The organism is Streptomyces sp. NPDC014623 (assembly GCF_043088245.1).
Lineage (GTDB): Bacteria > Actinomycetota > Actinomycetes > Streptomycetales > Streptomycetaceae > Streptomyces.
In genome coordinates this window covers 373,353-393,793 of sequence record NZ_JBIBZU010000003.1, presented here as the reverse complement: position 1 = coordinate 393,793, position 20,441 = coordinate 373,353, and the positions used below count along the sequence as shown (strand labels likewise).

The window sequence follows — 20,441 nt, the reverse complement described above, 5'->3', positions numbered from 1 at the left end:
GACAGACCGGCGTTTACGGGGACCCCGGAGACCGCGACGAGCAGCCGGGCCGGTCAGGCGCCGGGACCCGCGACGAGCTTTCCGCCCTCGAGCTTCACCGGGACGGAGGGCAGCGGCACCGTGGCAGGTCCCCGCAGCGCCTTTCCCGTGGTCATGTCGAAGCGGCTGCCGTGGCAGGGGCAGTTGCCCTCGTTGCCCTCGACCTTGTCGAGGAGACAGCCCGCGTGGGTGCACTGCGCGCTGAACGCCTTGTACTGGCCGGCGGCCGGGCAGCTCACGACGACCCGCTGCTCGCGGTAGAGCTTGGCCCCTCCGACCGGGACCTCGTCCGCGGCGCCGAGCTCCACCGGGGCGGTGGGCGTGGGCGTCTGCGCGTGGCCGAGCTTCGAGTCGGTCGAGCAGGCTGCCGCTCCCAGCCCGGCGGCACCGGCGAGAGCGGCGCCCTTCAGTACGGTACGGCGGGCGGCGGGCAGGCCGGACATGCGCTCTCCACTGGTCGGGGGGACAGAGGGCCGCCGTCACCGTCCGGGGCGCCGGGTGCCACGGACTCCGGGCACGGGCCGCATCTGATGGCATGGGCGACAGACCCGACGATACCGGCGGAGAACCCCGCCCCTTCGACCGGCCCCGGAGAATGTGCGGGACCGGCGGACGAACCGGCCGACGGGAAGACCTGGCCGCCAGGTGGGGCGGCACCCTTGTGCGGGGGCCGCCCCACCCGGGCGGTGCCGGCCTTACGGCCGGTGTCAGGCCTTCCGCACGCGGGCAGCCTTCTTCGGCGCGGGCTGTCCGGCCGCGGCCTTCCCGGCCGTCCGGACCGTGGCCGTCCTGCGGGCCGTGGACGCCTTCGCGGCCACGGCCTTCTTCGCGGGCGCCTTACGGTCCTTGCGGGCGGGGGGCATCGCGGCCTCACCGATCCGGTCCGCCCCCAGGACCTCCTGGAGGAACTTCCCGGTGTGGCTGGCAGGCACCGAGGCGATCTGCTCCGGGGTGCCCTCGGCGACGACCAGGCCGCCGCCGCTGCCCCCCTCGGGGCCCATGTCGACGACCCAGTCGGCGGTCTTGATGACATCGAGGTTGTGCTCGATGACGATCACGGTGTTGCCCTTGTCGACCAGGCCGGACAGCACCGAGATGAGCTTGCTGATGTCCTCGAAGTGCAGCCCGGTCGTCGGCTCGTCCAGGACGTAGACCGTGCGGCCGGTGGAGCGCTTCTGCAGTTCGCTCGCCAGCTTCACCCGCTGCGCCTCACCACCGGAGAGCGTCGGAGCGGACTGGCCGAGCCTGACGTACCCGAGGCCCACCTCGTTGAGCGTGCGGAGGTGACGGGCGATCGTCGGGACGGCCTCGAAGAACTCCAGGCCCTCCTCGATCGGCATGTCCAGCACCTCGGCGATGGACTTGCCCTTGTAGTGGACCTCCAGCGTCTCCCGGTTGTAGCGCGCACCGTGGCAGACCTCGCACGGGACGTACACGTCGGGCAGGAAGTTCATCTCGATCTTGATCGTGCCGTCGCCGGAGCAGTTCTCGCAGCGGCCGCCCTTGACGTTGAAGGAGAAGCGGCCCGGCAGGTAGCCGCGCACCTTCGCCTCCATCGTCTCCGCGAACAGCCTGCGGACGTGGTCGAAGACTCCGGTGTACGTGGCCGGGTTGGACCGGGGTGTACGGCCGATCGGTGACTGGTCGACGTGCACGACCTTGTCGACGAGGTCGTCGCCCTCGACCCGGGTGTGCCGCCCGGGGACCGACTTCGCGCCGTTGAGCTCGCGCGCCAGGTGGGTGTAGAGGATGTCGTTGACCAGGGTCGACTTGCCCGAACCGGAGACACCGGTGACAGCCGTGAGCACGCCGAGCGGGAAGGAGACGTCGATGTCCTGGAGGTTGTTCTCCCGGGCACCGTGCACCGTGAGCCGGCGCTTCGGGTCGACGGGACGCCGGACGTCCGGCATCCCGATCGCCCTCTTGCCCGAGAGGTACTGACCGGTGATCGACTCCTCGTTGGCCAGCAGCTCCTCGAGCGAACCGGAGTGGACGACCTTGCCTCCGTGCTCGCCCGCGCCGGGGCCGATGTCGACGACCCAGTCGGCGACCTTGATGGTGTCCTCGTCGTGCTCGACGACGATGAGCGTGTTACCCATGTCCCGGAGCCGGACCAGGGTCTCGATCAGCCGGTGGTTGTCCCGCTGGTGCAGGCCGATGGACGGCTCGTCCAGCACGTACAGCACGCCGACGAGTCCGGAACCGATCTGGGTCGCCAGCCGGATGCGCTGCGCCTCACCGCCGGACAGGGTGCCTGCGGCGCGGTTCAGCGAGAGGTAGTCGAGGCCTACGTCGACGAGGAACTTCAGCCGCTCGTTGACCTCCTTGAGGACCCGCTCGGCGATCTTCTTGTCGCGGGCGTTCAGCCTGAGGCGGCCCAGGAACTCGGCGCACTCGCTGATCGACATCGCGGCGACCTCGGCGATGGACTTCTCCATGACCGTCACCGCGAGGACCAGGGGCTTGAGCCTGGTCCCCTCGCAGGTCGGACAGGCGACCTCGCGCATGTAGCCCTCGAAGCGCTCCCGGCTGGAGTCGCTCTCGGCCTCGGAGTGACGCCGCTTGACGTACTGGACCGCGCCCTCGAAGCGGGGGGTGGTGTAGGCGCGCTCGCGCCCGTACCTGTTGCGGTAGCGGACCTCGGTCTGGATCTTGTGACCGTGGAGCAGGGCCTTCTTGGCGCGCTGCGGCAGCCCGGCCCAGGGGATGTCCGTGCGGAAGCCGAGCGCGTCGGACAGCGCGGTGATCTGACGCCCGAAGTACTCCTTGGTGTGGCCGTGCGACCAGGGGTGGATCGCACCCTCGTCCAGGGACTTGTCCTCGTCCGGGACGATCAGATCCGGGTCGACCTCCATCCGCGTGCCGATGCCCGTGCAGTCCGGGCAGGCCCCGAAGGGGGAGTTGAAGGAGAAGGACCGGGGTTCCAGCTCCTCGAAGGACAGGTCGTCGTACGGGCAGTAGAGGTGCTCGGAGTACATCCGCTCACGCTCGGGGTCGTCCGCATCGAGGTCGACGAAGTCGAGCACGACCATGCCTCCGGAGAGGCCCAGCGCCGTCTCGACGGAGTCGGTCAGCCGGCGCTTGGCGCCGTCCTTCACCGTGAGGCGGTCGATGACCACCTCGACGGTGTGCTTCTCCTGCTTCTTCAGCTGGGGAGGCTCGGACAGCTGGATCGTCTCGCCGTCGACCCTGGCCCGGCTGTAGCCCTTGGTCTGGAGATCGGCGAAGAGGTCGACGAACTCCCCCTTGCGCTCGCGCACCAGCGGGGAGAGGACCTGGAAGCGGCTGCCCTCGGGCAGACCGAGCACCTTGTCCACGATGGCCTGCGGCGACTGGCGTGCAATGGGCCTGGCGCACTCGGGGCAGTGCGGCTTGCCGATCCTGGCGAAGAGCAGCCGGAGGTAGTCGTAGACCTCGGTGATGGTGCCGACCGTCGAGCGCGGATTGCGCGAGGTCGACTTCTGGTCGATGGAGACGGCGGGCGAGAGGCCTTCGATGAAGTCCACGTCCGGCTTGTCCATCTGGCCGAGGAACTGCCGGGCGTACGAGGAGAGCGACTCCACATAGCGCCGCTGCCCCTCGGCGAAGATCGTGTCGAACGCGAGCGAGGACTTGCCCGATCCGGAGAGCCCGGTGAAGACGATGAGGGAGTCACGGGGGAGATCGAGCGAGACGTTCTTCAGGTTGTGCTCGCGCGCGCCACGGACGATGAGACGGTCGGCCACGCCGGTCCGCACCTTTCTGGAGAGAAGTGGGGGAACTGAGCCCCTGCCCCAGGGTATGGGGGGCGCCACAGCGATGTACGAAGCTTTCGACAACGAGCGTATAGCACGCGCATTCGATTTATGGGCGAGCAGAGACACCATCACTCGAACGAGTGGCAGGGGTCTACGCTCGGCTCATGACTGATCATGCGCGCGACCTGGAAGCTGTACGTGAAGCGACCGATCGGCTGCTCAGCGCCACGGGCAAGATGGACGACGGCGCCGTTGCCGAGCCGTCGCTTCTGCCGGGCTGGAGCCGCGGCCATGTTCTCGCCCACCTGTCACGTAACGCCGACGCCCTCGTAAATGTTCTCCAGGGGCGCCCGATGTACGCGAACAGCGAAACCCGGGACGCCGACATCGAACGCGACGCACTCCGTCCCCTGTCCGAGCAGCTCGCTGACCTGCGGGCGAGCGGAGCGGCCTTCCTGGCCGCCGCCGGAGCGCCGGGCGACTGGTCACGCACCGTCACACTGCGCAACGGTGTGACGGACCCGGCCTCCCGGATCCCCTTCCGCCGCTGGGCCGAGGTCGAGCTGCACCACGTCGACCTGGGGGTGGGGTACGACCTGGAGGACCTGCCGGAGGAGTTCGTGATCCGGGAGAACGACTTCCTGGCGGAGCGGTTCGCCGGACACCCCGGTGTCGTCCCCACGACCGCGGTCACCGAGGACGGCCGGCTGTGGACCACGGGGGGCGGGGCGGAAGGCGCCGCGGTCACCGTCCGGGGGACGGTGACCGACATCCTCGGCTGGCTCTGCGGGCGCCGTGACGGCTCCGCGCTGACCGTGACGGGCGGCAGCCTCCCCGCGCTGCCCCCGCTATAGGCTGCGTCACATGACGTACAGCGGAGCGGTCAAGGTCGGCGGACCTGCGCATGTGCACGAGCTGACGGATCTGATGATCTCCAAGGTCGCCGTCGGGCCGATGAACAACAACGCCTATCTGCTGCGCTGCCGGGCCACCGGCGAGCAGCTCCTGATCGACGCGGCCGACGAGGCCGGGACGCTGCTGCGGCTGATCGGAGAGGACGGCATCGCGTCCGTCGTCACGACGCACCGGCACGGCGACCACTGGCAGGCACTCGGGGAGGTGGTGGCTGCCACCGGAGCGCGGACGTACGCCGGGAAGTACGACGCCGAGGGCATCCCGGTCCCGACCGATGAGCTCGTCGAGGACGACGGCACGATCCGGGTGGGCCGGGTCTCCCTGACCGCCCGGCACCTGACCGGCCACACCCCGGGGTCCATCGCCCTGGTCTACGACGACCCGCACGGGGCTCCGCACGTGTTCACCGGTGACTGCCTCTTCCCCGGCGGACTGGGCAATACGCGCAAGGACCCCGAGGCGTTCGCGAGTCTGCTCCACGACGTGGAGACCAAGCTCTTCGACCGCCTGCCGGACGAGACGTGGGTCTATCCCGGACACGGTCACGACACCACGCTCGGCGCCGAGCGCCCGCACCTGCCGGAGTGGCGCGAGCGCGGCTGGTGAACGGCTGGACGCACCGACGGCCGGGTGCCCCTCCCGGGGCCCCGGCCGTCGGTGCGTCCGTGCGGCGTTACTTCTCCACGCCGACGTTCTCGCTGTCGTCCTTCTTCCCGGCCTCCAGCGCCGCCTGCTTCTTGTTGGCGACGAGGCTGGTGATCGTGGTGATCACCAGGACTCCGCCGATGACGGCGAGGGAGAACGCGATGGAGATCTCCGGGACGTGCACCCCGGACTCGTGCAGGGCGTGCAGCACCAGCTTGACGCCGATGAAGCCGAGGATCACCGAGAGTCCGTAGCTGAGGTGGACCAGCTTCTTCAGCAGACCGCCGATGAGGAAGTACAGCTGGCGCAGGCCCATCAGGGCGAAGGCGTTCGCGGTGAAGACGATGTACGGGTCCTGGGTCAGGCCGAAGATCGCCGGGATCGAGTCCAGCGCGAAGAGCACGTCGGTGGTGCCGATGGCGAGCATGACCACCATCAGGGGGGTCATGATGCGCTTGCCGTTGTTCCGGATGAAGAGCTTCGTCCCGTGGTACCTGTCGGCGACACCGAAGCGGTGCTCGATCGACTTCAGGAGACGGTTCTCCTCCCACTCCTCCTCGTCCTCGTCGGCCCGCGCTTCCTGGATCAGCTTCCAGGCGGTGTAGATCAGGAACGCGCCGAAGATGTAGAAGACCCACGAGAAGTTGGCGATGACCGCGGCACCGGCGGCGATGAAGATCGCGCGCAGCACCAGTGCGATCAGCACACCGATGAGCAGCACCCGCTGCTGCAGGTGGGAGGGCACCGAGAACTTCGCCATGATCAGGATGAAGACGAAGAGATTGTCGACACTGAGCGACTTCTCGGTGATGAAGCCGGCGAAGAATTCGCCCGAGGCCTGGCTCTCGCCGAAGACCAGCAGGCCGAGCCCGAAGACGACGGCCAGCGCGATCCAGACGAGGGTCCAGATCCCCGCTTCCTTGGTCGACACGTCATGGGGCTTGCGTCCGATGAAGAAGTCGACGGCGATGAGGGCGACGAGACCAAGAATGGTCAGCGTCCAGAGAGTCCATGAAACGTCCACTGCGCCTCCGGCAGTTCGCTACGGCTATAGATCAGCGTCGTCGCTGCCGGAGGTCTCTTCCACCCGGGAGCGCGGGATGCGCGCCGGGCCGACGCCCCGGGACCGGTCACAGTCCGTACTGACGGGAACGCCGCGATCGGGAGTACTCCCCTCCGCACCAAGAACAGTACATGAAGCACCAAGAAACGGTAAAGCCAGGACCAAGAGGTGATCAAGGAGCCAGGTCAGGCGGCGTGCGGGGCATCTGACGGCCTGTCACTCGCGTCAGCGGTAGCCGGCACGCCGTGCAGCGGCCACCAGGGTGAGTACCTGTCCCAGGACCCGGCTGCCCTCCGGCACCCTCAGCGGCTCGTACGTCCACGCATGGCCCACCCAGGGGTCGGCGAGGTGGTCGTCGGCCACGGGGGTGATCCGCAGCAGCGACCGCCACAGGGGGTCGAGCACCGGGCCGTAGGCACGGGCGTCCTCGCGGTCGGCCACCATCAGCAGGTGCACGCCCACCGGTGGGCCCTCGTCGGCCAGATAACGCAGCTGGGTGACGGCCCTGTCGTCGAAACCGTGCGGGAAGTCGTTGACGATCAGCAACTGCTCCCCCGTGTCGAGGTCCGGGGGCAGCGCGTCCGAGGCGCCGGCCCTGACGGCCATCTGCACGAGGTCGACGCGCCGGGTGAGGTGGGCGAGGACCGAGGACACACCCGCCGCCCCGGCCGCGGGCGGCCCGGCGAGGGCTCCGGAGCCCGCCAGGGGCGAGAGGGGGCCGGCGGCGGAACCGGCCGGGTCGATGACGTGTACGGAGAATTCACCGGCCGGGTGGACCGCGAGCAGCCGCACGGCCAGGGCGACCGCGGTCTCCATGGCCGACCTGCGCAACTCGTCCCCGGCCGTCGCGGCGGCGGCCTCGGATGCCGTACGTCCGCTGTCGACCCATATCCCGCGCTCCAGGGGCAGGCGCATCAGCAGCGGGATCCGCAGGCCGTCGCCCTCGGGCAGACGGAGGTCGCCGATGCGCAGGGCCATCGGGGTCTCCAACGGGACGCGGTAGCCGTGCCAGACGGGGTTGTCCCAGCCCGCGTACGCCGCGGGGAGGGCCGGCTCGACCACGGCCAGCTCGGCGGCGAGTTGTGTGAGATCACGCTCGAGCGCCTCGCGTGCCCGGCCGGTGAGTTCGTCGCGCCTGGCCCGGGCCGCCTCGCGGGCGCGGTCCCCCGCGCCACCGATGCGGCTGCGCGGATCGGAAAGGACGCGGTCGAGTTCCTGGTCCATCCGGGATTCGGCGAAGCCGGCCGCGCTGCGGTACGCGGCGACGGCGCGGGCGAGGTCCTCGAACATGCCCCAGATCTGGTTGTAGAGGCGCTCGTCCATGGACCACCCCGCGGCGTCGCCGGCGACGGGCCGCGCGGGCTGTCCGGACGCCGTGGGTGGAGCCGCCGGGGGCGGTGGAGGCGGGGCCGAGGTCCGACGCCGCGGGTGCGTGTAGTCGACGGGATTGCCGAAAGCCCCGGCGCGCGGGGGCCCGGGGTCCCCCAGCGGCCCGGTCCCCTGCGCCGAGGCGGGCGGCCGGCCGCTGCCCCCGGGGGCCGTGGGGCCCGCGGGGTGGCGTACCCGCTCGCCTTCGGGGGCCCGGGGCGGCGGGGTCATGGAGCGGGCGAGCCCGGAGACGACGGCCTCCTGGATGGAGGCCGCCAGCTCCGCCGCCTCTGCCACACCCTGGTCGGCGAGCATCTCGGTGAGTCCGCCGGCATAGCCCTGGCCGACGGCTCGGACCTTCCATACGTCCTGGCGGCGGTAGAGCTCCAGGGCCGACACGGCGGACTCGGTGTCGAGGCCGGTGAGGGTGAACGTGGCTATCCCGGCACCGTCGAGTCCGGTGACGGCGACGAAGGGCGCGGCGACCGCGCCGAAACTGTCCGGCAGTCCGGCCCCCATGGGCAGGGCCAGGAGCACCGTGACGCGGTGCACCGCGTCGGGCAGGGCGTCCAGGTCCACGGCCAGCCGGTGATCGGCAGCCGCCTGTCCGGACACTTCCAGGCCGGGCACCCGGGGCGATGCGGGGTGGGCGATCCACTCGGCGCCCCGGACCGTGCCCCTCTCGTCCCCGAGCGTGGCCCCGGCCATGACGGGTGAATCCGCCGAGACCCTGATCTCCAGACGGGTCTGGGGCAAGGCGTGGTTCTGCCCCCGGACCAGCTCGGCCGTCATCGCCCTGTCCCCTCGACGTTCGGTGTGGTGCCCTGCCACGGCCGCAGCTCCCGGCGGCGGGCGCCTCCGGGAGCTGCTCGTACGGATGTCCGGGTGCCGGGCGTCGCCCGTCCCCCGGGCCTACAGGTGCGGCAGGATCGACGGCATCAGGTCCTGGAAGGTCCGGCCGTTGGCCGGGTTGCCGAGGGCGGTCATCTGCCATCCGCCGCCCGCGCGGTGCACCTTCGCCATGATCTGCGCCGTGTACTGGCCGCCGCCGTCCAGCGTGTAGCGGGCGAGTTCCTGGCCGTTGGTCTCGTCGACGATGCGGCAGAAGGCGTGTCGCACCTCCTGGAACGTCTGGCCGGTGAACGAGTTCACCGTGAAGACGATCTGGTCGATGTGGACCGGGACCCGCTGCAGGTCGACCAGGATCGCCTCGTCGTCGCCGCCCGAGCCCGCGCCGCCGACGAGGTTGTCGCCGGTGTGCTTGACCGAACCGTCGTCACTGACGAGGTGGCGGAAGAACACGACGTCCACGGGCTGCTTGTCGGCGAAGAGCACCGCCGAGGCGTCCAGGTCGATCTCCCGGGTACGCGAGCCGAACAGCCCGCGGCGCGGGGCCGCCTGCCAGCCGAGCCCCATCCGTACCGCGGTCAGGGTCCCCCCGTCGCTCTTCTGCAGGCTGATGGCCTGGCCCTTGGTCATGTTGACCGTCACGCGCTGTCCCCTCTCCGCTGCCCCGCAACCGTCGGTGTGCGGTCTCCCCGCACCCTACGCAGTCCCCGGGAGCGGGAAGGAGGGGTGGGCCGTTTTTGTGTCGGTCCTGCAACATCGCGGGTCCCACCGGGTCAGGCCAGTCCCGCCTCCCTCATCTGACGCAGCTCCTTCTTCAGCTCGCCCACCTCGTCACGGAGCCGGGCGGCCACCTCGAACTGCAGGTCGGCGGCGGCCGCCCGCATACGGTCCGTCATCTCCTCGATGATCCCCGCGAGCTCCGCGGCGGGCCGGTCGGTGACCACCGCACCGTCCTCCTTCGCCCTGCCCTTCACGGTGGCCTTGCCCCCCAGCGAGGGGACGGGGGCCTTGGTCTCCTTGCCCTGCCGGTAGCCGGTGCCGAGCAGCTGCTCGGTGTCGACCTCCTCACGGGCGATGGACGCGACGATGTCGTTGATCTTCTTTCGGAGCGGCTGCGGATCGACTCCGCGCTCGGTGTTGTAGGCGATCTGCTTCTCGCGGCGGCGGTTGGTCTCGTCGATGGCCTGCGCCATCGCCGGGGTGATCTTGTCTGCGTACATATGGACCTGCCCCGAGACGTTACGGGCGGCGCGTCCGATGGTCTGGATCAGCGATGTGCCGGAACGCAGGAAGCCCTGCTTGTCCGCGTCGAGGATGGCGACGAGCGACACCTCGGGCAGGTCGAGGCCCTCGCGCAGGAGGTTGATGCCGACGAGGACGTCGTACTCACCGGAGCGCAGCTCACGCAGCAGCTCGATGCGCCGCAGCGTGTCGACGTCGCTGTGGAGGTAGCGGACCTGGATCCCCAGCTCCAGGAAGTAGTCCGTGAGGTCCTCGGACATCTTCTTGGTGAGGGTCGTCACCAGGACGCGCTCGTCCCGCTCCGTCCGCTTGCGGATCTCGTGGACCAGGTCGTCGATCTGGCCCTCCGTGGGTTTGACGACGACCTCCGGGTCGACGAGCCCGGTGGGCCGGATGATCTGCTCGACGTAACCGTCGCCCCGGGACATCTCGTACTTCCCGGGTGTGGCGGAGAGGTAGACCGTCTGGTTGATCCGGCCCAGGAACTCCTCCCATTTCAGCGGGCGGTTGTCCAGGGCGGAGGGCAGCCTGAAACCGTGGTCGACGAGGGTCCGCTTCCGGGAGGCGTCGCCCTCGTACATCGCGCCGATCTGCGGCACGGTGACGTGCGACTCGTCCAGGACGAGGAGGAAGTCCTCGGGGAAGTAGTCGAGGAGGGTGTTGGGGGCGGTGCCGGGGGCGCGGCCGTCGAAGTGCATCGAGTAGTTCTCGACACCGGAGCAGGTGCCGATCTGGCGCAGCATCTCGATGTCGTACGTGGTGCGCATGCGCAGCCGCTGGGCCTCCAGCATCTTGCCCTGCTTCTCCATCTCGGCCAGGCGCTGCTCCAGCTCCTGCTCGATGCCGCTGATCGCCTTCTCCATGCGCTCGGGGCCCGCCACGTAGTGGCTGGCGGGGAACACGTGGAGTGCGGCGTCCTCGCTGATGACCTCGCCGGTGAGGGGGTGGAGGGTCGAGAGCGCCTCGATCTCGTCGCCGAACATCTCGATGCGGACGGCGAGCTCCTCGTACACCGGGAAGATCTCGATCGTGTCACCCCGCACCCGGAAGGTGCCGCGGGTGAACGCCAGGTCGTTGCGGGTGTACTGGATCTCGACGAAGCGGCGCAGCAGCTGGTCACGGTCGATCTCGTCGCCGACCTTGAGCTGGACCATCCGGTCCACGTACTCCTGCGGGGTGCCCAGGCCGTAGATGCAGGAGACGGAGGCGACCACGACGACGTCACGCCGGGTCAGCAGCGAATTCGTGGCGGAGTGCCGCAGCCGCTCGACCTCCTCGTTGATCGAGGAGTCCTTCTCGATGTAGGTGTCCGACTGCGGGACGTACGCCTCGGGCTGGTAGTAGTCGTAGTACGAGACGAAGTACTCCACGGCGTTGTTCGGGAGGAGCTCCCGGAACTCGTTGGCCAGCTGGGCGGCCAGCGTCTTGTTCGGCGCCATCACGAGGGTGGGCCGCTGCAGCTTCTCGATCATCCAGGCGGTCGTCGCCGACTTGCCCGTGCCGGTCGCACCGAGCAGGACGACGTCCTTCTCACCCGCGCGCACGCGCCGGTCCAGCTCGGCGATGGCCGCGGGCTGGTCACCGCTGGGCCGGTAGGGACTGACGACCTCGAAAGGCGCCACCGAACGTTGGATCTTCGAATCTGGCCGCATGCAACCACCGTACGACTCCCCACTGACAACAGCGGGGGATCAGCGGCTCCGCGACTGCCTGTACGTCCTGCGCGCGGCGGATTCGTGGGGCGGTGCGGGGCGGCGCCGGGCAGGGGCCGGGGTCACCGGCCCACCACGCAGGGGAGCGTGTCCCGGCGGCCGCCCGGTTCTTCCGGGTGCGTCGGTCACCACGAGGGGGTCGATCATCACGATCACCGCGGCGAGCAGCAGGAAACAGCCCGGCCCGATCATCATCGGCAGGAGCAGCGAGGTGGGGGCCTCGCCGGGCGGCGCCGGCGAGGCGCCGGGGTGCAGGTGCACCTGGAGCGCGGCCATCCCGGTGTAGTGCATCCCGCTCACCGCCACTCCCATCACCACGCCGGCCCCGAGGCTGGGGAGGAAGCCGTGGATGGAGACCGCGGCCCACAGCGAGGCGGTGGCGGCCACCACGGCGATGACGACGGAGAGCGAGACGGTGAGCGTGTCGTACGCGAACATGCCCTCGAAGTTCATTCCGGCCATGCCGAGGTAGTGCATGGAGGCGACGCCGAGTCCGGTGATCGTCCCGCCGGTGACCAGCGCCATGGGGGTGGCCCCCCGGTATCCGACGAGGAAGATGCCGACTCCGACCATCACCACCGCCATGACGAGGCTGGCGTACGTGAGGGGCCTGTCGTAGCTCACCGGCGCTTCCCTGACGGTGAAGCCCAGCATCGCTATGAAGTGCATCGTCCAGATGCCCGATCCGATGGAAGTCGCTCCGAGAGCCAGCCAGCCCGCTCTGGAGGCTCCCCGCGTACGCAGGGACCGTGTGGTGCACCGAAGGCCGAGCGCAGCGCCGAGGCACGCCATGAGAAACGCCGTGACGGGGGTCACGAGGCCGTAGGTGAATCCGTCAACTGTGCCCTGCATGCTGGTACGCCCTTCGCGGTGTGCCCGGGTTCGGGGGTGACCCTAAAGGGCAAGGCCCGGCAAGCAAACATAAGAACGGCATTTTATCCGCCTCCGGGCCCTCCGGAGCTTCGGTACCCGGCATTCCGTTCACAACATGGCCATCATCGTCCTCCCCTCCGTTGGGGAACGGATGGGAGTCTCTGCCTGTCCGCATCCCGACGCGAGGAGTACACGTGTCCGTACGCACCACAGCCTCCGGTACCGTCGCCGCCCTGCTCGGCGGCTGCGTCCTGCTGCCCGCCGCCCAGGCGCAGGCCGCCGCTGCCCAGGACAGCCCGGTCGTCTACGCCCACCGGGGCGCTTCCGCCTACGCCCCGGAGAACACGCTGGCGGCTGTGGACGCGGCCGATGATCTGGGCATCGCATGGGTGGAGAACGATGTGCAGCTCACCAAGGACGGCGTGCTGGTCGTCCTGCACGACACCACCCTGAGCAGGACCACCGACGCCGAGCGGGTCTTCCCCGGCCGTGCGCCCTGGGCGGTCAAGGACTTCACCGCGGCGGAGATCGCGAAGCTGGACGCGGGCAGCTGGTTCGGTGCCCGTTTCGCGGGGGCCCGGGTGCCGACGCTCACGCAGTATCTGCGCCGCGTCGAGCGCAACCGCCAGAAGCTGCTCCTGGAGATCAAGAGCCCGCAGACGTACCCGGGGATCGAGAAGGAGACCCTGCGCGTCCTGCGCGAGGAGGGATGGCTCGACCGAAGCCACGTCAAGCACAGGCTGATCATCCAGAGCTTCGGTGCAGAGAGTGTGAAAAATGTTCACGTTCAGCGCCCGGACGTCGTCACGGGCTTCCTGGGCACCCCGCCGGTGGCGGATCTGCCGTCGTACGCGAAGTTCACCGACCAGATCAACCCGTCGTACACCACCCTCGGCGCCGACTACGTCAAGGCCGTGCAGAAGCTGAAGGGCGCCCACGGCAAACCGCTCCGGGTGAACACCTGGACGGTGAACGACGCCGCGAAGGCGGCCGAGGTGGCCGGATTCGGCGTGGACGGCATCATCACCAACAACCCCGACACCGTCCGGGACGCCACCCGCTGAACACTCCGGCGGGCGGGCGCCGCCGGACCGCGCCCGCCGGTACCCGCTGCGCGCGTCAATGTCAGTGGCCGGTCGTACGGTGGGCCCCGTGGAGAGTGACGAGCAGGCCGTGGAGTGGTCCCGCGTGGAGAGTGACGAGCTGGTCGTGGAGTGGTCCGTCGTGCCCAGCGGCATCGGTCCGCTCCTGCTCGCCGCGACCCGCGCGGGCCTGGTGACCGTGGCCTTCCACGCACGCCCCGCGATCCGGGACGAGGTGCTCGGGAAGCTGCGGGCACGGCTGGGCGCGGAGCCCGTGGAGGCGCCGGACTCCGCGCTGCTGGCCGGGCCGGTGCGCCAGCTCACGGCGTATTTCACCGGGGCGCTGCGGGAGTTCTCGCTCGTCCTGGACTGGTCGCTGAGCTCCGGCTTCAACCGCGAGGTGCTCCGCGAGCTGGCCGCCGGCGTGCCCTACGGGACGGTCGTGGGTTACGGGGACCTGGCGAGCCGGGTCGGCCGGCCGGGCGCCGCCCAGGCCGTGGGGGCGGCCATGGGGTCCAACCCGCTGCCGGTGGTGGTCCCGTGCCACCGGGTGGTGGAGAACGGCGGGGGTCTCGGCGGGTTCGGCGGCGGGCCGGAGACGAAGCGGCAGCTGCTGGCGCTCGAGGGGGTACTTCCGCGGCCGCTGTTCTGAACACCGCCGCGCGAGGACGAGGAGCACATCACCGCGCCGGGTCCGTCCGCGTCCGCTCACCCGGTGTCGCGCAGGGGTGCGAGCTGGCACACTGCGGCGGTGACGACCGCTTCCCCCGCACCCCGGATCACAGCCGCCGAACTGCCGGCCCTGCGGCGCCGGACATCCGCCGTACTCATCGGGAGCCAGATACTCGGCGGCCTGGGCGTGGCCGTCGGTATCGCCCTCGCTCCTGTTCTGGCGGCCGAGGTGAGTGGCACCGAAGCGCTGTCGGGGCTCGCTCCGACCGCCTCCGTGGCGGGCACGGCGCTGCTGTCGCTGCCGCTGGCCGCCCTCATGACCTCGCGGGGCAGACGCGCCGGGCTCGTCCTGGCCTATCTGGCCGGCGCCCTGGGGGCGTTCCTCGTGGTGACCGCTTCCGTCGTGGGCAGTTTTCCGCTGCTGCTGCTCGGTATGGCCGGCTTCGGCGCGGGCTCGTCGGCCAATCTCCAGGCGCGGTTCGCGGCGGCCGACCTCGCGGAGCCGGAGCGGCGTGGCCGGGCGATCTCCACCGTCATCTGGGCCACCACGATCGGTTCGGTGCTCGGCCCCAACATCGCCGCCCCCGCGAGCCGCGTGTTCAGGGGCACCTTCGTGCCCGAGACGGCGGGCCCGTTCGCCTGGGCCGCTGTCATCTTCCTGCTCACCGGCACCCTGGTCGCCGTGCTGCTGCGCCCCGATCCGCTGCTGACCGCCCGGGCGCTCGCCCCTGAGGACACGACAGCCGCCGCGAGCCGTTCGCTGCGGGCGGGGATCGTGGCCGTACGCGCTGCCCCGATGGCCCGGCTGGCACTCGTGACCGTCGCCGTGTCCCACACCGTGATGGTCTCCATCATGGTCATGACCCCTGTCCATCTGGGGCATCACGGCGCGGACATCCAGCTGATCGGTCTGGTCATCAGCGGGCACATCGCGGGCATGTACGCGTTCTCCCCCGTCATGGGCTGGCTCGCCGACCGGGCCGGCCGGCTCCCCGTCATCGGGCTGGCCGCCGGACTGCTGTGCTGCGCGGCGGTGGCGGCCGGCACGTCGGGCGGCGGGCACGGCCGGACGGCCGCAGGCCTGTTCCTCCTGGGTCTCGGCTGGTCGGCCGGTCTGGTCGCCGGTTCGGCGCTGCTCACCGACTCCGTGCCGCAGGCGGCACGGGCCGCCGTGCAAGGACTTTCCGATCTCGCGATGAACACGGCGGCCGGCATCGGCGGCGCCGTCGCCGGGCTGATCGTCTCCCGGCTGGGCTACGGCTGGCTCAACGCCGTGGCCGCCTGCCTCCTCCTGCCGATGGCGGCTCTCGCGCTGCGCAGAGCGGTGGCCCGTCCGGCACCGGATTCCCCGGAGGCCTGACCGGCCTCCCGGCGGCCCGTGTCGTGACGGCCCGGCCGTCGCGGGTTTGCGGCTCCTGTGACCGCGACAGAGATGGGGCATGCCTCAGAATCCATCGGCACCCCTGTCGCAGGAAACCGGTCGCGGCCCCTTCGTACTCTCCGAAGAGGTGCGGGAGGCCCTTGATGAACGGCGCCCCGTGGTCGCCCTGGAGTCGACGATCATCACGCACGGACTTCCGCGCCCCCGCAACCTCCGGGTGGCGCAGGAACTGGAGGAGATCGTGAGAAAGGCCGGCGCCGTCCCCGCCACGGTCGCCGTGCTGGACGGCCGGGCGCATGTGGGCCTGGACGGTGGCGAGTTGGAGCGGGTCGCCGGGGATCCGGATGTACGCAAGCTGGGCCACCGTGATCTCGCGCCCGCGCTGGCCCTGGGTGCGAGCGGCGCCACCACCGTGTCCGCGACCGCCTTCCTCGCGGCGCGGGCCGGCCTGAGCGTCTTCGCGACCGGCGGGCTCGGCGGCGTGCACCGCGAGTGGACACGGACGCAGGACGAGTCCGCGGACCTCCGGCTGCTCGCCGGGACCAGGATCACGGTGGTGTGCGCGGGTGTGAAGTCGATCCTGGACGTACCCGCCACACTGCAGCGCCTGGAGACGCTCGGTGTCGGCGTGCTGGGTTACGGGACGGAGCACTTCCCCGGCTTCTACCTGAGCAGTTCCGGCGAGCGCGTCGACTGGACGGTGCGCACCCCGGAGGACGTCGCGGAGGTGATGCGGGCCCGGGAGCGGCTGGGCGGCCCGCCCGCGGCGCTGATCGTCGCCAACCCCGTGCCGGAGGAGGAACAGTTGGACCCCGGGGTGCACGACCGGGTGCTCGCCGGGGCCCTGGGCGCGTGCCGGGACCGGGGGATCACGGGGCAGGCCGTCACCCCGTTCCTGCTGGAACACCTGATGCGGGAGACCGGCGGGGCGTCCCTGGAGGCCAATCTCGCCGCCGTACGCGGGAACGTGCGGCTGGCGGCGCGGATCGCCGCGGCGGCCGCACGGTGAGCGGGGGCGGTCTGCTCGTGGTCGGGGAGGTGGTGACCGATGTCGTCGTACGGCACGCGTCGGCACCGCTCCACGGCACGGACACGCCTGCGCGTATCACCACGTTGCCGGGCGGAGCGGGAGCCAACGTGGCCTGCTGGGCGGCGCGTTCGGGGTGCGGGGATGTCCGGCTGCTCGCCCGGGCCGGGGCGGACTCCGCGGCCTGGCACCAGGACGCGCTGCGGCGGGCGGGGGTACGCCCGCTGCTGTGCGTGGACGAGGACGCCCCGACCGGCACGGTGGTGGCGCTGGTCGACTCCTCGTCCGAACGCACCTTTCTCACCGACAGCGGTGCGGTCCTTCGTCTGCCTCCCGGTGCGTGGTCGCCCTCCCTCCTCGACGGTGCCGCCCGGCTCCACGTGTCCGGTTATCTCCTCTTCGGGCCGACGAGCCGGGCGACGGCGGCGCTCGCGCTGCGGGACGCACGGCGGCGGGGTGTGCCGGTGAGCGTGGACCCGGCCTCGGCCGGGTTTCTCGCCGGGCTGGGCGCAGCGGTCTTCCTGGATCTGGTCGAGGGCATCGACCTGCTGCTGCCCAACGCGGACGAGGCCCGGGAGCTGACCGGGCTGCCGGACCCCCAGGATGCCGCTGCCGAACTGAGCCGCCATGTCGGCCGGGTCGCCGTCACGCTCGGGGGCCGGGGCGTCCTGCTGGCGGCCGGCGGCAGGGTGACCGCGCGCGTGCCCGCCGGGCCGGTCCCCGCGCCGGTCGACTCGACCGGTGCGGGGGACGCCTTCACCGGGGGTTTCCTGGCGGCGTTCATCGCGGGGGCCGACGAGGTCACGGCGGCCGCGGCGGGCTGCCGGGCGGGGGCGGAAGCGGTCACCACGGTCGGGGGCCGCCCCGGCGGGAGGCGGTCCGGCGGGAGGCGGGCCGTCCGGCCGGGACCGGGCGGGAGGTTCTAACCGCCGAGCCCCGTCCAGGCCGGGTGGCGCGGGTCGTCGGCCCGTACGACCGTGTCCGCGCTTTCGGCCGGGGCGGCTTCGTCCTCGTACCGCGTGAAGGCGGGCAGCGTCCACCGCTCGCCCTCCTCCGTACGCCGTCGCAGCGCACCCGGCGAGAGGCTCAGGTGGATCGCGAGGTCGAACGGGAACCAGTGCCCGAGGAGCAGCGGCCCGTGCAGGATCAGTACCCCTCCCTCGGGGAGCGCCTGGTACGGGCTCCGGGTCGCCCGGTCCGTCACGGGGTCCCAGAGGTCGGGCAGGATCCGTCCGCTGCCCCCCGCGTCGAGCGGGCGGAACACCTCACGCCACAGCGCCCCGGTGTCGAACCAGCCGTCGGCGTACGAGTCCGGGTCCTGTCTGCCGTATTCGTAGCGAAGGCTCGCCGGGCGCAGGAAGCCGCCCGTGGAGACGGTGAGCACCGGGCGGCCACGGGACCGCAGCGCCTCGGCGAGGTGCGCGGCCGGCTCTTCGGGACGGGCGGCAGGAGCACCGTCGACGCCGATCCTCAGCCAGGACCCGCCGTCGGCCGGTTCGAGTCCGTCGGCGTGAGCGGCGAGGGTGCGGGCCAGCCGGTCCCAGGTGATGGGGTGGAAGTGCACCCGTCCATCATCACCCCGGCGCGCCATGAGCCGTACGGTCCCGCCTCCGTCCGCCGGTTGCCCGGCACGGCCACGCGGACGCCCACGAGCAGGCCGGTGGACGCGCCCCCGCCGCCCCCGGGCCGGACGCGGGCCGTCAGACCCGGGGGCCCCGACCGCCGCGGAGTTCATCGGCGAAGGGGCCTTCGCCGAGCACCTCCGCCCGCCCCTCCTTGACCGCCTCCGCGAGCGTGCACTCACCGCGTCCGAGTGTCAGGACCACGTCCGCGTCCAGCACGAGGCGCGCGTCCGGGTGCCCGACGGGACCGTATCCGTAGGCCTCGCCTCCCTCCGCATCCGCACCGGTACGGATGTGGAACTCACCCTCCGGCAGCCTGACTTCGACGACCCCTTCACGGGTGAGGCCTTCGAGGGCCCGCAGCAGCGGCAGCGCGAACCAGTGGGCCCTGACCGCGTCCGTGGCGTGGCGCTCGCCGAGCGCGGGCACACCCCACCGGGCGAGCGCGGTCAGGACCGGGAGCAGCCCACGGCCGTGCTCGGTCAGCTCGTAGACCGCTGCGGCGGCCGGGGGCGGCAGGCGGCGGCGCACGGCCAGGCCGCCCTGTTCCATGTCCTTGAGCCGGGACGCCAGCACATCCGTGCTGACCCCGGGCAGATCGGCGTGCAGATCCGTGTAGCGGCGGGGGCCGGCCAGCAGTTCACGGACGATCAGCAGGGTCCACCGGTCGCCGACGGAGTCGAGGGCACGGGCGGTGGCGCAGAACTGGTCGTAGCTCCGGCGGCGGGCGGGGCGTGCGGGCTGCTGCTGACGTGGCATACGACGCAGTCTAGACATGTTGTTGGACTTTCCAAGCTCGAACTTGGTAAAACCAAGTATCGCAATTCGGGGTCGGGGAGGCACCGCATGGAGTTCCGGCAGTCCAGCAAGCTCAACGAGGTCTGTTACGAGATCCGGGGCCCGGTCATCGAGCAGGCCAACGCCCTGGAGGAGGCGGGCCACAGTGTGCTCCGCCTCAACACGGGCAATCCGGCGCTCTTCGGGTTCGAGGCGCCGGAGGAGATCGTCCAGGACATGATCCGGATGCTCCCCCAGGCACACGGCTACACCGATTCGCGCGGCATCCTGTCCGCGCGCCGCGCCGTCGCGCAGCGCTACCAGGCGATGGGGCTGGCCGATGTCGACGTGGACGACATCTTCCTCGGCAACGGGGTCTCCGAGCTGATCTCCATGGCGGTGCAGGGGCTCCTGGAGGACGGCGACGAGATCCTGATCCCGAGCCCCGACTATCCGCTGTGGACCGCCGTCACCACGCTCGCGGGCGGGAGGGCCGTGCATTACACCTGCGACGAAGGGGCCGACTGGAACCCCGACCTCGCCGACATGGCCTCGAAGATCACCGACCGCACCCGGGCCATGGTGATCATCAACCCGAACAACCCAACGGGCGCCGTCTACTCCCGCGAGGTCCTCGACGGCATGCTCGATCTGGCGCGCAGGCACGGGCTGATGGTGTTCGCCGACGAGATCTACGACCAGATCCTGTACGACGGCGCCGAGCACCACAGCGTGGCGGTGCTGGCTCCCGACCTGCTCTGTCTCACCTTCAGCGGTCTGTCCAAGACGTACCGTGTCGCGGGTTTCCGCTCCGGCTGGATGGTGGTCTCGGGCCCGCGGCAGCACGCCCGCAGCTATCTGGAGGGGCTCACCATGCTCGCCTCCATGCGGCTCTGCCCCAACGCCCCCGCGCAGTACGCCATCCAGGCCGCGCTCGGCGGCCGGCAGTCGATCCGGGAGCTCACCGCGCCGGGCGGCAGGCTCCACGAGCAGCGCGACCGGGCCTGGGAGCGGCTCAACGAGATCCCCGGGGTGTCCTGCGTCAAGCCGAAGGGCGCGCTGTACGCCTTCCCGCGCATCGACCCGAAGGTCCACGACATCGTCGACGACGAACGGTTCGTCCTGGACCTGCTGTTGCGGGAGAAGATCCAGGTGGTGCAGGGCACCGGCTTCAACTGGCCGCGCCCGGACCACTTCCGCATCCTCACCCTTCCGCACGCCGACGACCTGGACGCGGCGATCAGCCGCATCGGCCGTTTCCTGAACGGGTACCGCCAGTGACCTGCCGGGGCCGCCGTGCTCCCGGGCACGCCCGCCGCGAGGAGCGGGGACAGCACCGGAGCGGTGGCGGCCGAACGGCCTCCTGTGGGAACGGCTTTCCGTGAGGGGGCACCGGCCGCCCCGGCCACCGCACCATCCGGACCGGGTACGGAACGA

General features: G+C 71.0%; 17 protein-coding genes. 8 read left to right on the top strand and 9 right to left on the bottom strand.

What is annotated here, in order from left to right; genetic code table 11:
* Positions 1 to 53: 53 nt before the first annotated feature.
* Entirely contained in the window at positions 54 to 482 is a 429-nt protein-coding gene (locus ACF1FZ_RS08100; protein WP_391772527.1) for a Rieske (2Fe-2S) protein, read from the bottom strand.
* 264 nt (positions 483 to 746) lie between these two features.
* Positions 747 to 3,764, bottom strand: coding sequence for an excinuclease ABC subunit UvrA (gene uvrA / locus ACF1FZ_RS08095; protein ID WP_391772526.1), 3,018 nt, complete (start codon positions 3,762 to 3,764; stop codon positions 747 to 749).
* A gap of 176 nt (positions 3,765 to 3,940) precedes the next feature.
* On the opposite strand from uvrA, the gene ACF1FZ_RS08090 reads away from it, so the two are divergent.
* Together ACF1FZ_RS08090 and ACF1FZ_RS08085 are read left to right on the top strand one after the other, a co-directional pair.
* Positions 3,941 to 4,630: a maleylpyruvate isomerase family mycothiol-dependent enzyme gene (locus ACF1FZ_RS08090; RefSeq protein WP_391772525.1), complete on the top strand. Its 690-nt coding sequence runs from the start codon at positions 3,941 to 3,943 to the stop codon at positions 4,628 to 4,630.
* A gap of 10 nt (positions 4,631 to 4,640) precedes the next feature.
* Positions 4,641 to 5,297: an MBL fold metallo-hydrolase gene (locus tag ACF1FZ_RS08085; protein ID WP_391772524.1), complete on the top strand. Its 657-nt coding sequence runs from the start codon at positions 4,641 to 4,643 to the stop codon at positions 5,295 to 5,297.
* Between the two features lie 67 nt (positions 5,298 to 5,364).
* On the opposite strand, the gene ACF1FZ_RS08080 is transcribed toward ACF1FZ_RS08085, so the two are convergent.
* From ACF1FZ_RS08080 to ACF1FZ_RS08060, 5 genes are all read right to left on the bottom strand, one after another.
* Positions 5,365 to 6,360, bottom strand: coding sequence for a TerC family protein (locus tag ACF1FZ_RS08080; RefSeq protein WP_391772523.1), 996 nt, complete (start codon positions 6,358 to 6,360; stop codon positions 5,365 to 5,367).
* Positions 6,361 to 6,624: 264 nt separating this feature from the next.
* Positions 6,625 to 8,559, bottom strand: coding sequence for a TerD family protein (locus ACF1FZ_RS08075; protein WP_391772522.1), 1,935 nt, complete (start codon positions 8,557 to 8,559; stop codon positions 6,625 to 6,627).
* 120 nt (positions 8,560 to 8,679) lie between these two features.
* Positions 8,680 to 9,258 (bottom strand): TerD family protein, encoded by a 579-nt coding sequence (locus ACF1FZ_RS08070; RefSeq protein ID WP_073769190.1) that lies wholly within the window; start codon positions 9,256 to 9,258, stop codon positions 8,680 to 8,682.
* A gap of 131 nt (positions 9,259 to 9,389) precedes the next feature.
* Positions 9,390 to 11,510 carry an excinuclease ABC subunit UvrB gene (gene uvrB, locus ACF1FZ_RS08065; protein ID WP_391772521.1) on the bottom strand — a complete coding sequence of 707 codons (2,121 nt, stop codon included), beginning with the start codon at positions 11,508 to 11,510 and terminating at the stop codon, positions 9,390 to 9,392.
* Between the two features lie 39 nt (positions 11,511 to 11,549).
* Positions 11,550 to 12,422: an MHYT domain-containing protein gene (locus tag ACF1FZ_RS08060; protein ID WP_391772520.1), complete on the bottom strand. Its 873-nt coding sequence runs from the start codon at positions 12,420 to 12,422 to the stop codon at positions 11,550 to 11,552.
* A gap of 215 nt (positions 12,423 to 12,637) precedes the next feature.
* Between ACF1FZ_RS08060 and ACF1FZ_RS08055 the strand changes: the two genes are divergently transcribed.
* From ACF1FZ_RS08055 to ACF1FZ_RS08035, 5 genes are all read left to right on the top strand, one after another.
* Complete coding sequence (locus tag ACF1FZ_RS08055) at positions 12,638 to 13,507, top strand: glycerophosphodiester phosphodiesterase (protein WP_391772519.1); 870 nt, start codon at positions 12,638 to 12,640, stop codon at positions 13,505 to 13,507.
* Positions 13,508 to 13,571: 64 nt separating this feature from the next.
* The gene (locus tag ACF1FZ_RS08050) at positions 13,572 to 14,177 is read left to right on the top strand and encodes a methylated-DNA--[protein]-cysteine S-methyltransferase (RefSeq protein ID WP_391772518.1); all 606 of its coding nucleotides are present in this window, start codon (positions 13,572 to 13,574) and stop codon (positions 14,175 to 14,177) included.
* Between the two features lie 99 nt (positions 14,178 to 14,276).
* Positions 14,277 to 15,557, top strand: a complete 1,281-nt coding sequence (locus tag ACF1FZ_RS08045) for an MFS transporter (protein WP_391772517.1) — start codon at positions 14,277 to 14,279, stop codon at positions 15,555 to 15,557.
* A gap of 79 nt (positions 15,558 to 15,636) precedes the next feature.
* Positions 15,637 to 16,587 carry a pseudouridine-5'-phosphate glycosidase gene (locus tag ACF1FZ_RS08040; protein WP_391772516.1) on the top strand — a complete coding sequence of 317 codons (951 nt, stop codon included), beginning with the start codon at positions 15,637 to 15,639 and terminating at the stop codon, positions 16,585 to 16,587.
* Complete coding sequence (locus ACF1FZ_RS08035; protein WP_391772515.1) at positions 16,584 to 17,531, top strand: carbohydrate kinase family protein; 948 nt, start codon at positions 16,584 to 16,586, stop codon at positions 17,529 to 17,531. The genes ACF1FZ_RS08040 and ACF1FZ_RS08035 overlap by 4 nt, the downstream gene beginning before the upstream one ends.
* Here ACF1FZ_RS08035 and ACF1FZ_RS08030 read toward each other — a convergent pair.
* Positions 17,528 to 18,169: a uridine kinase gene (locus ACF1FZ_RS08030; protein ID WP_391772514.1), complete on the bottom strand. Its 642-nt coding sequence runs from the start codon at positions 18,167 to 18,169 to the stop codon at positions 17,528 to 17,530. The genes ACF1FZ_RS08035 and ACF1FZ_RS08030 overlap by 4 nt on opposite strands.
* 136 nt (positions 18,170 to 18,305) lie before the next feature.
* Positions 18,306 to 18,986: a winged helix-turn-helix transcriptional regulator gene (locus ACF1FZ_RS08025; protein ID WP_391772513.1), complete on the bottom strand. Its 681-nt coding sequence runs from the start codon at positions 18,984 to 18,986 to the stop codon at positions 18,306 to 18,308.
* Positions 18,987 to 19,073: 87 nt separating this feature from the next.
* Between ACF1FZ_RS08025 and ACF1FZ_RS08020 the strand changes: the two genes are divergently transcribed.
* The gene (locus tag ACF1FZ_RS08020; protein ID WP_391772512.1) at positions 19,074 to 20,285 is read left to right on the top strand and encodes a pyridoxal phosphate-dependent aminotransferase; all 1,212 of its coding nucleotides are present in this window, start codon (positions 19,074 to 19,076) and stop codon (positions 20,283 to 20,285) included.
* The last annotated feature ends 156 nt before the right edge of the window (positions 20,286 to 20,441 follow it).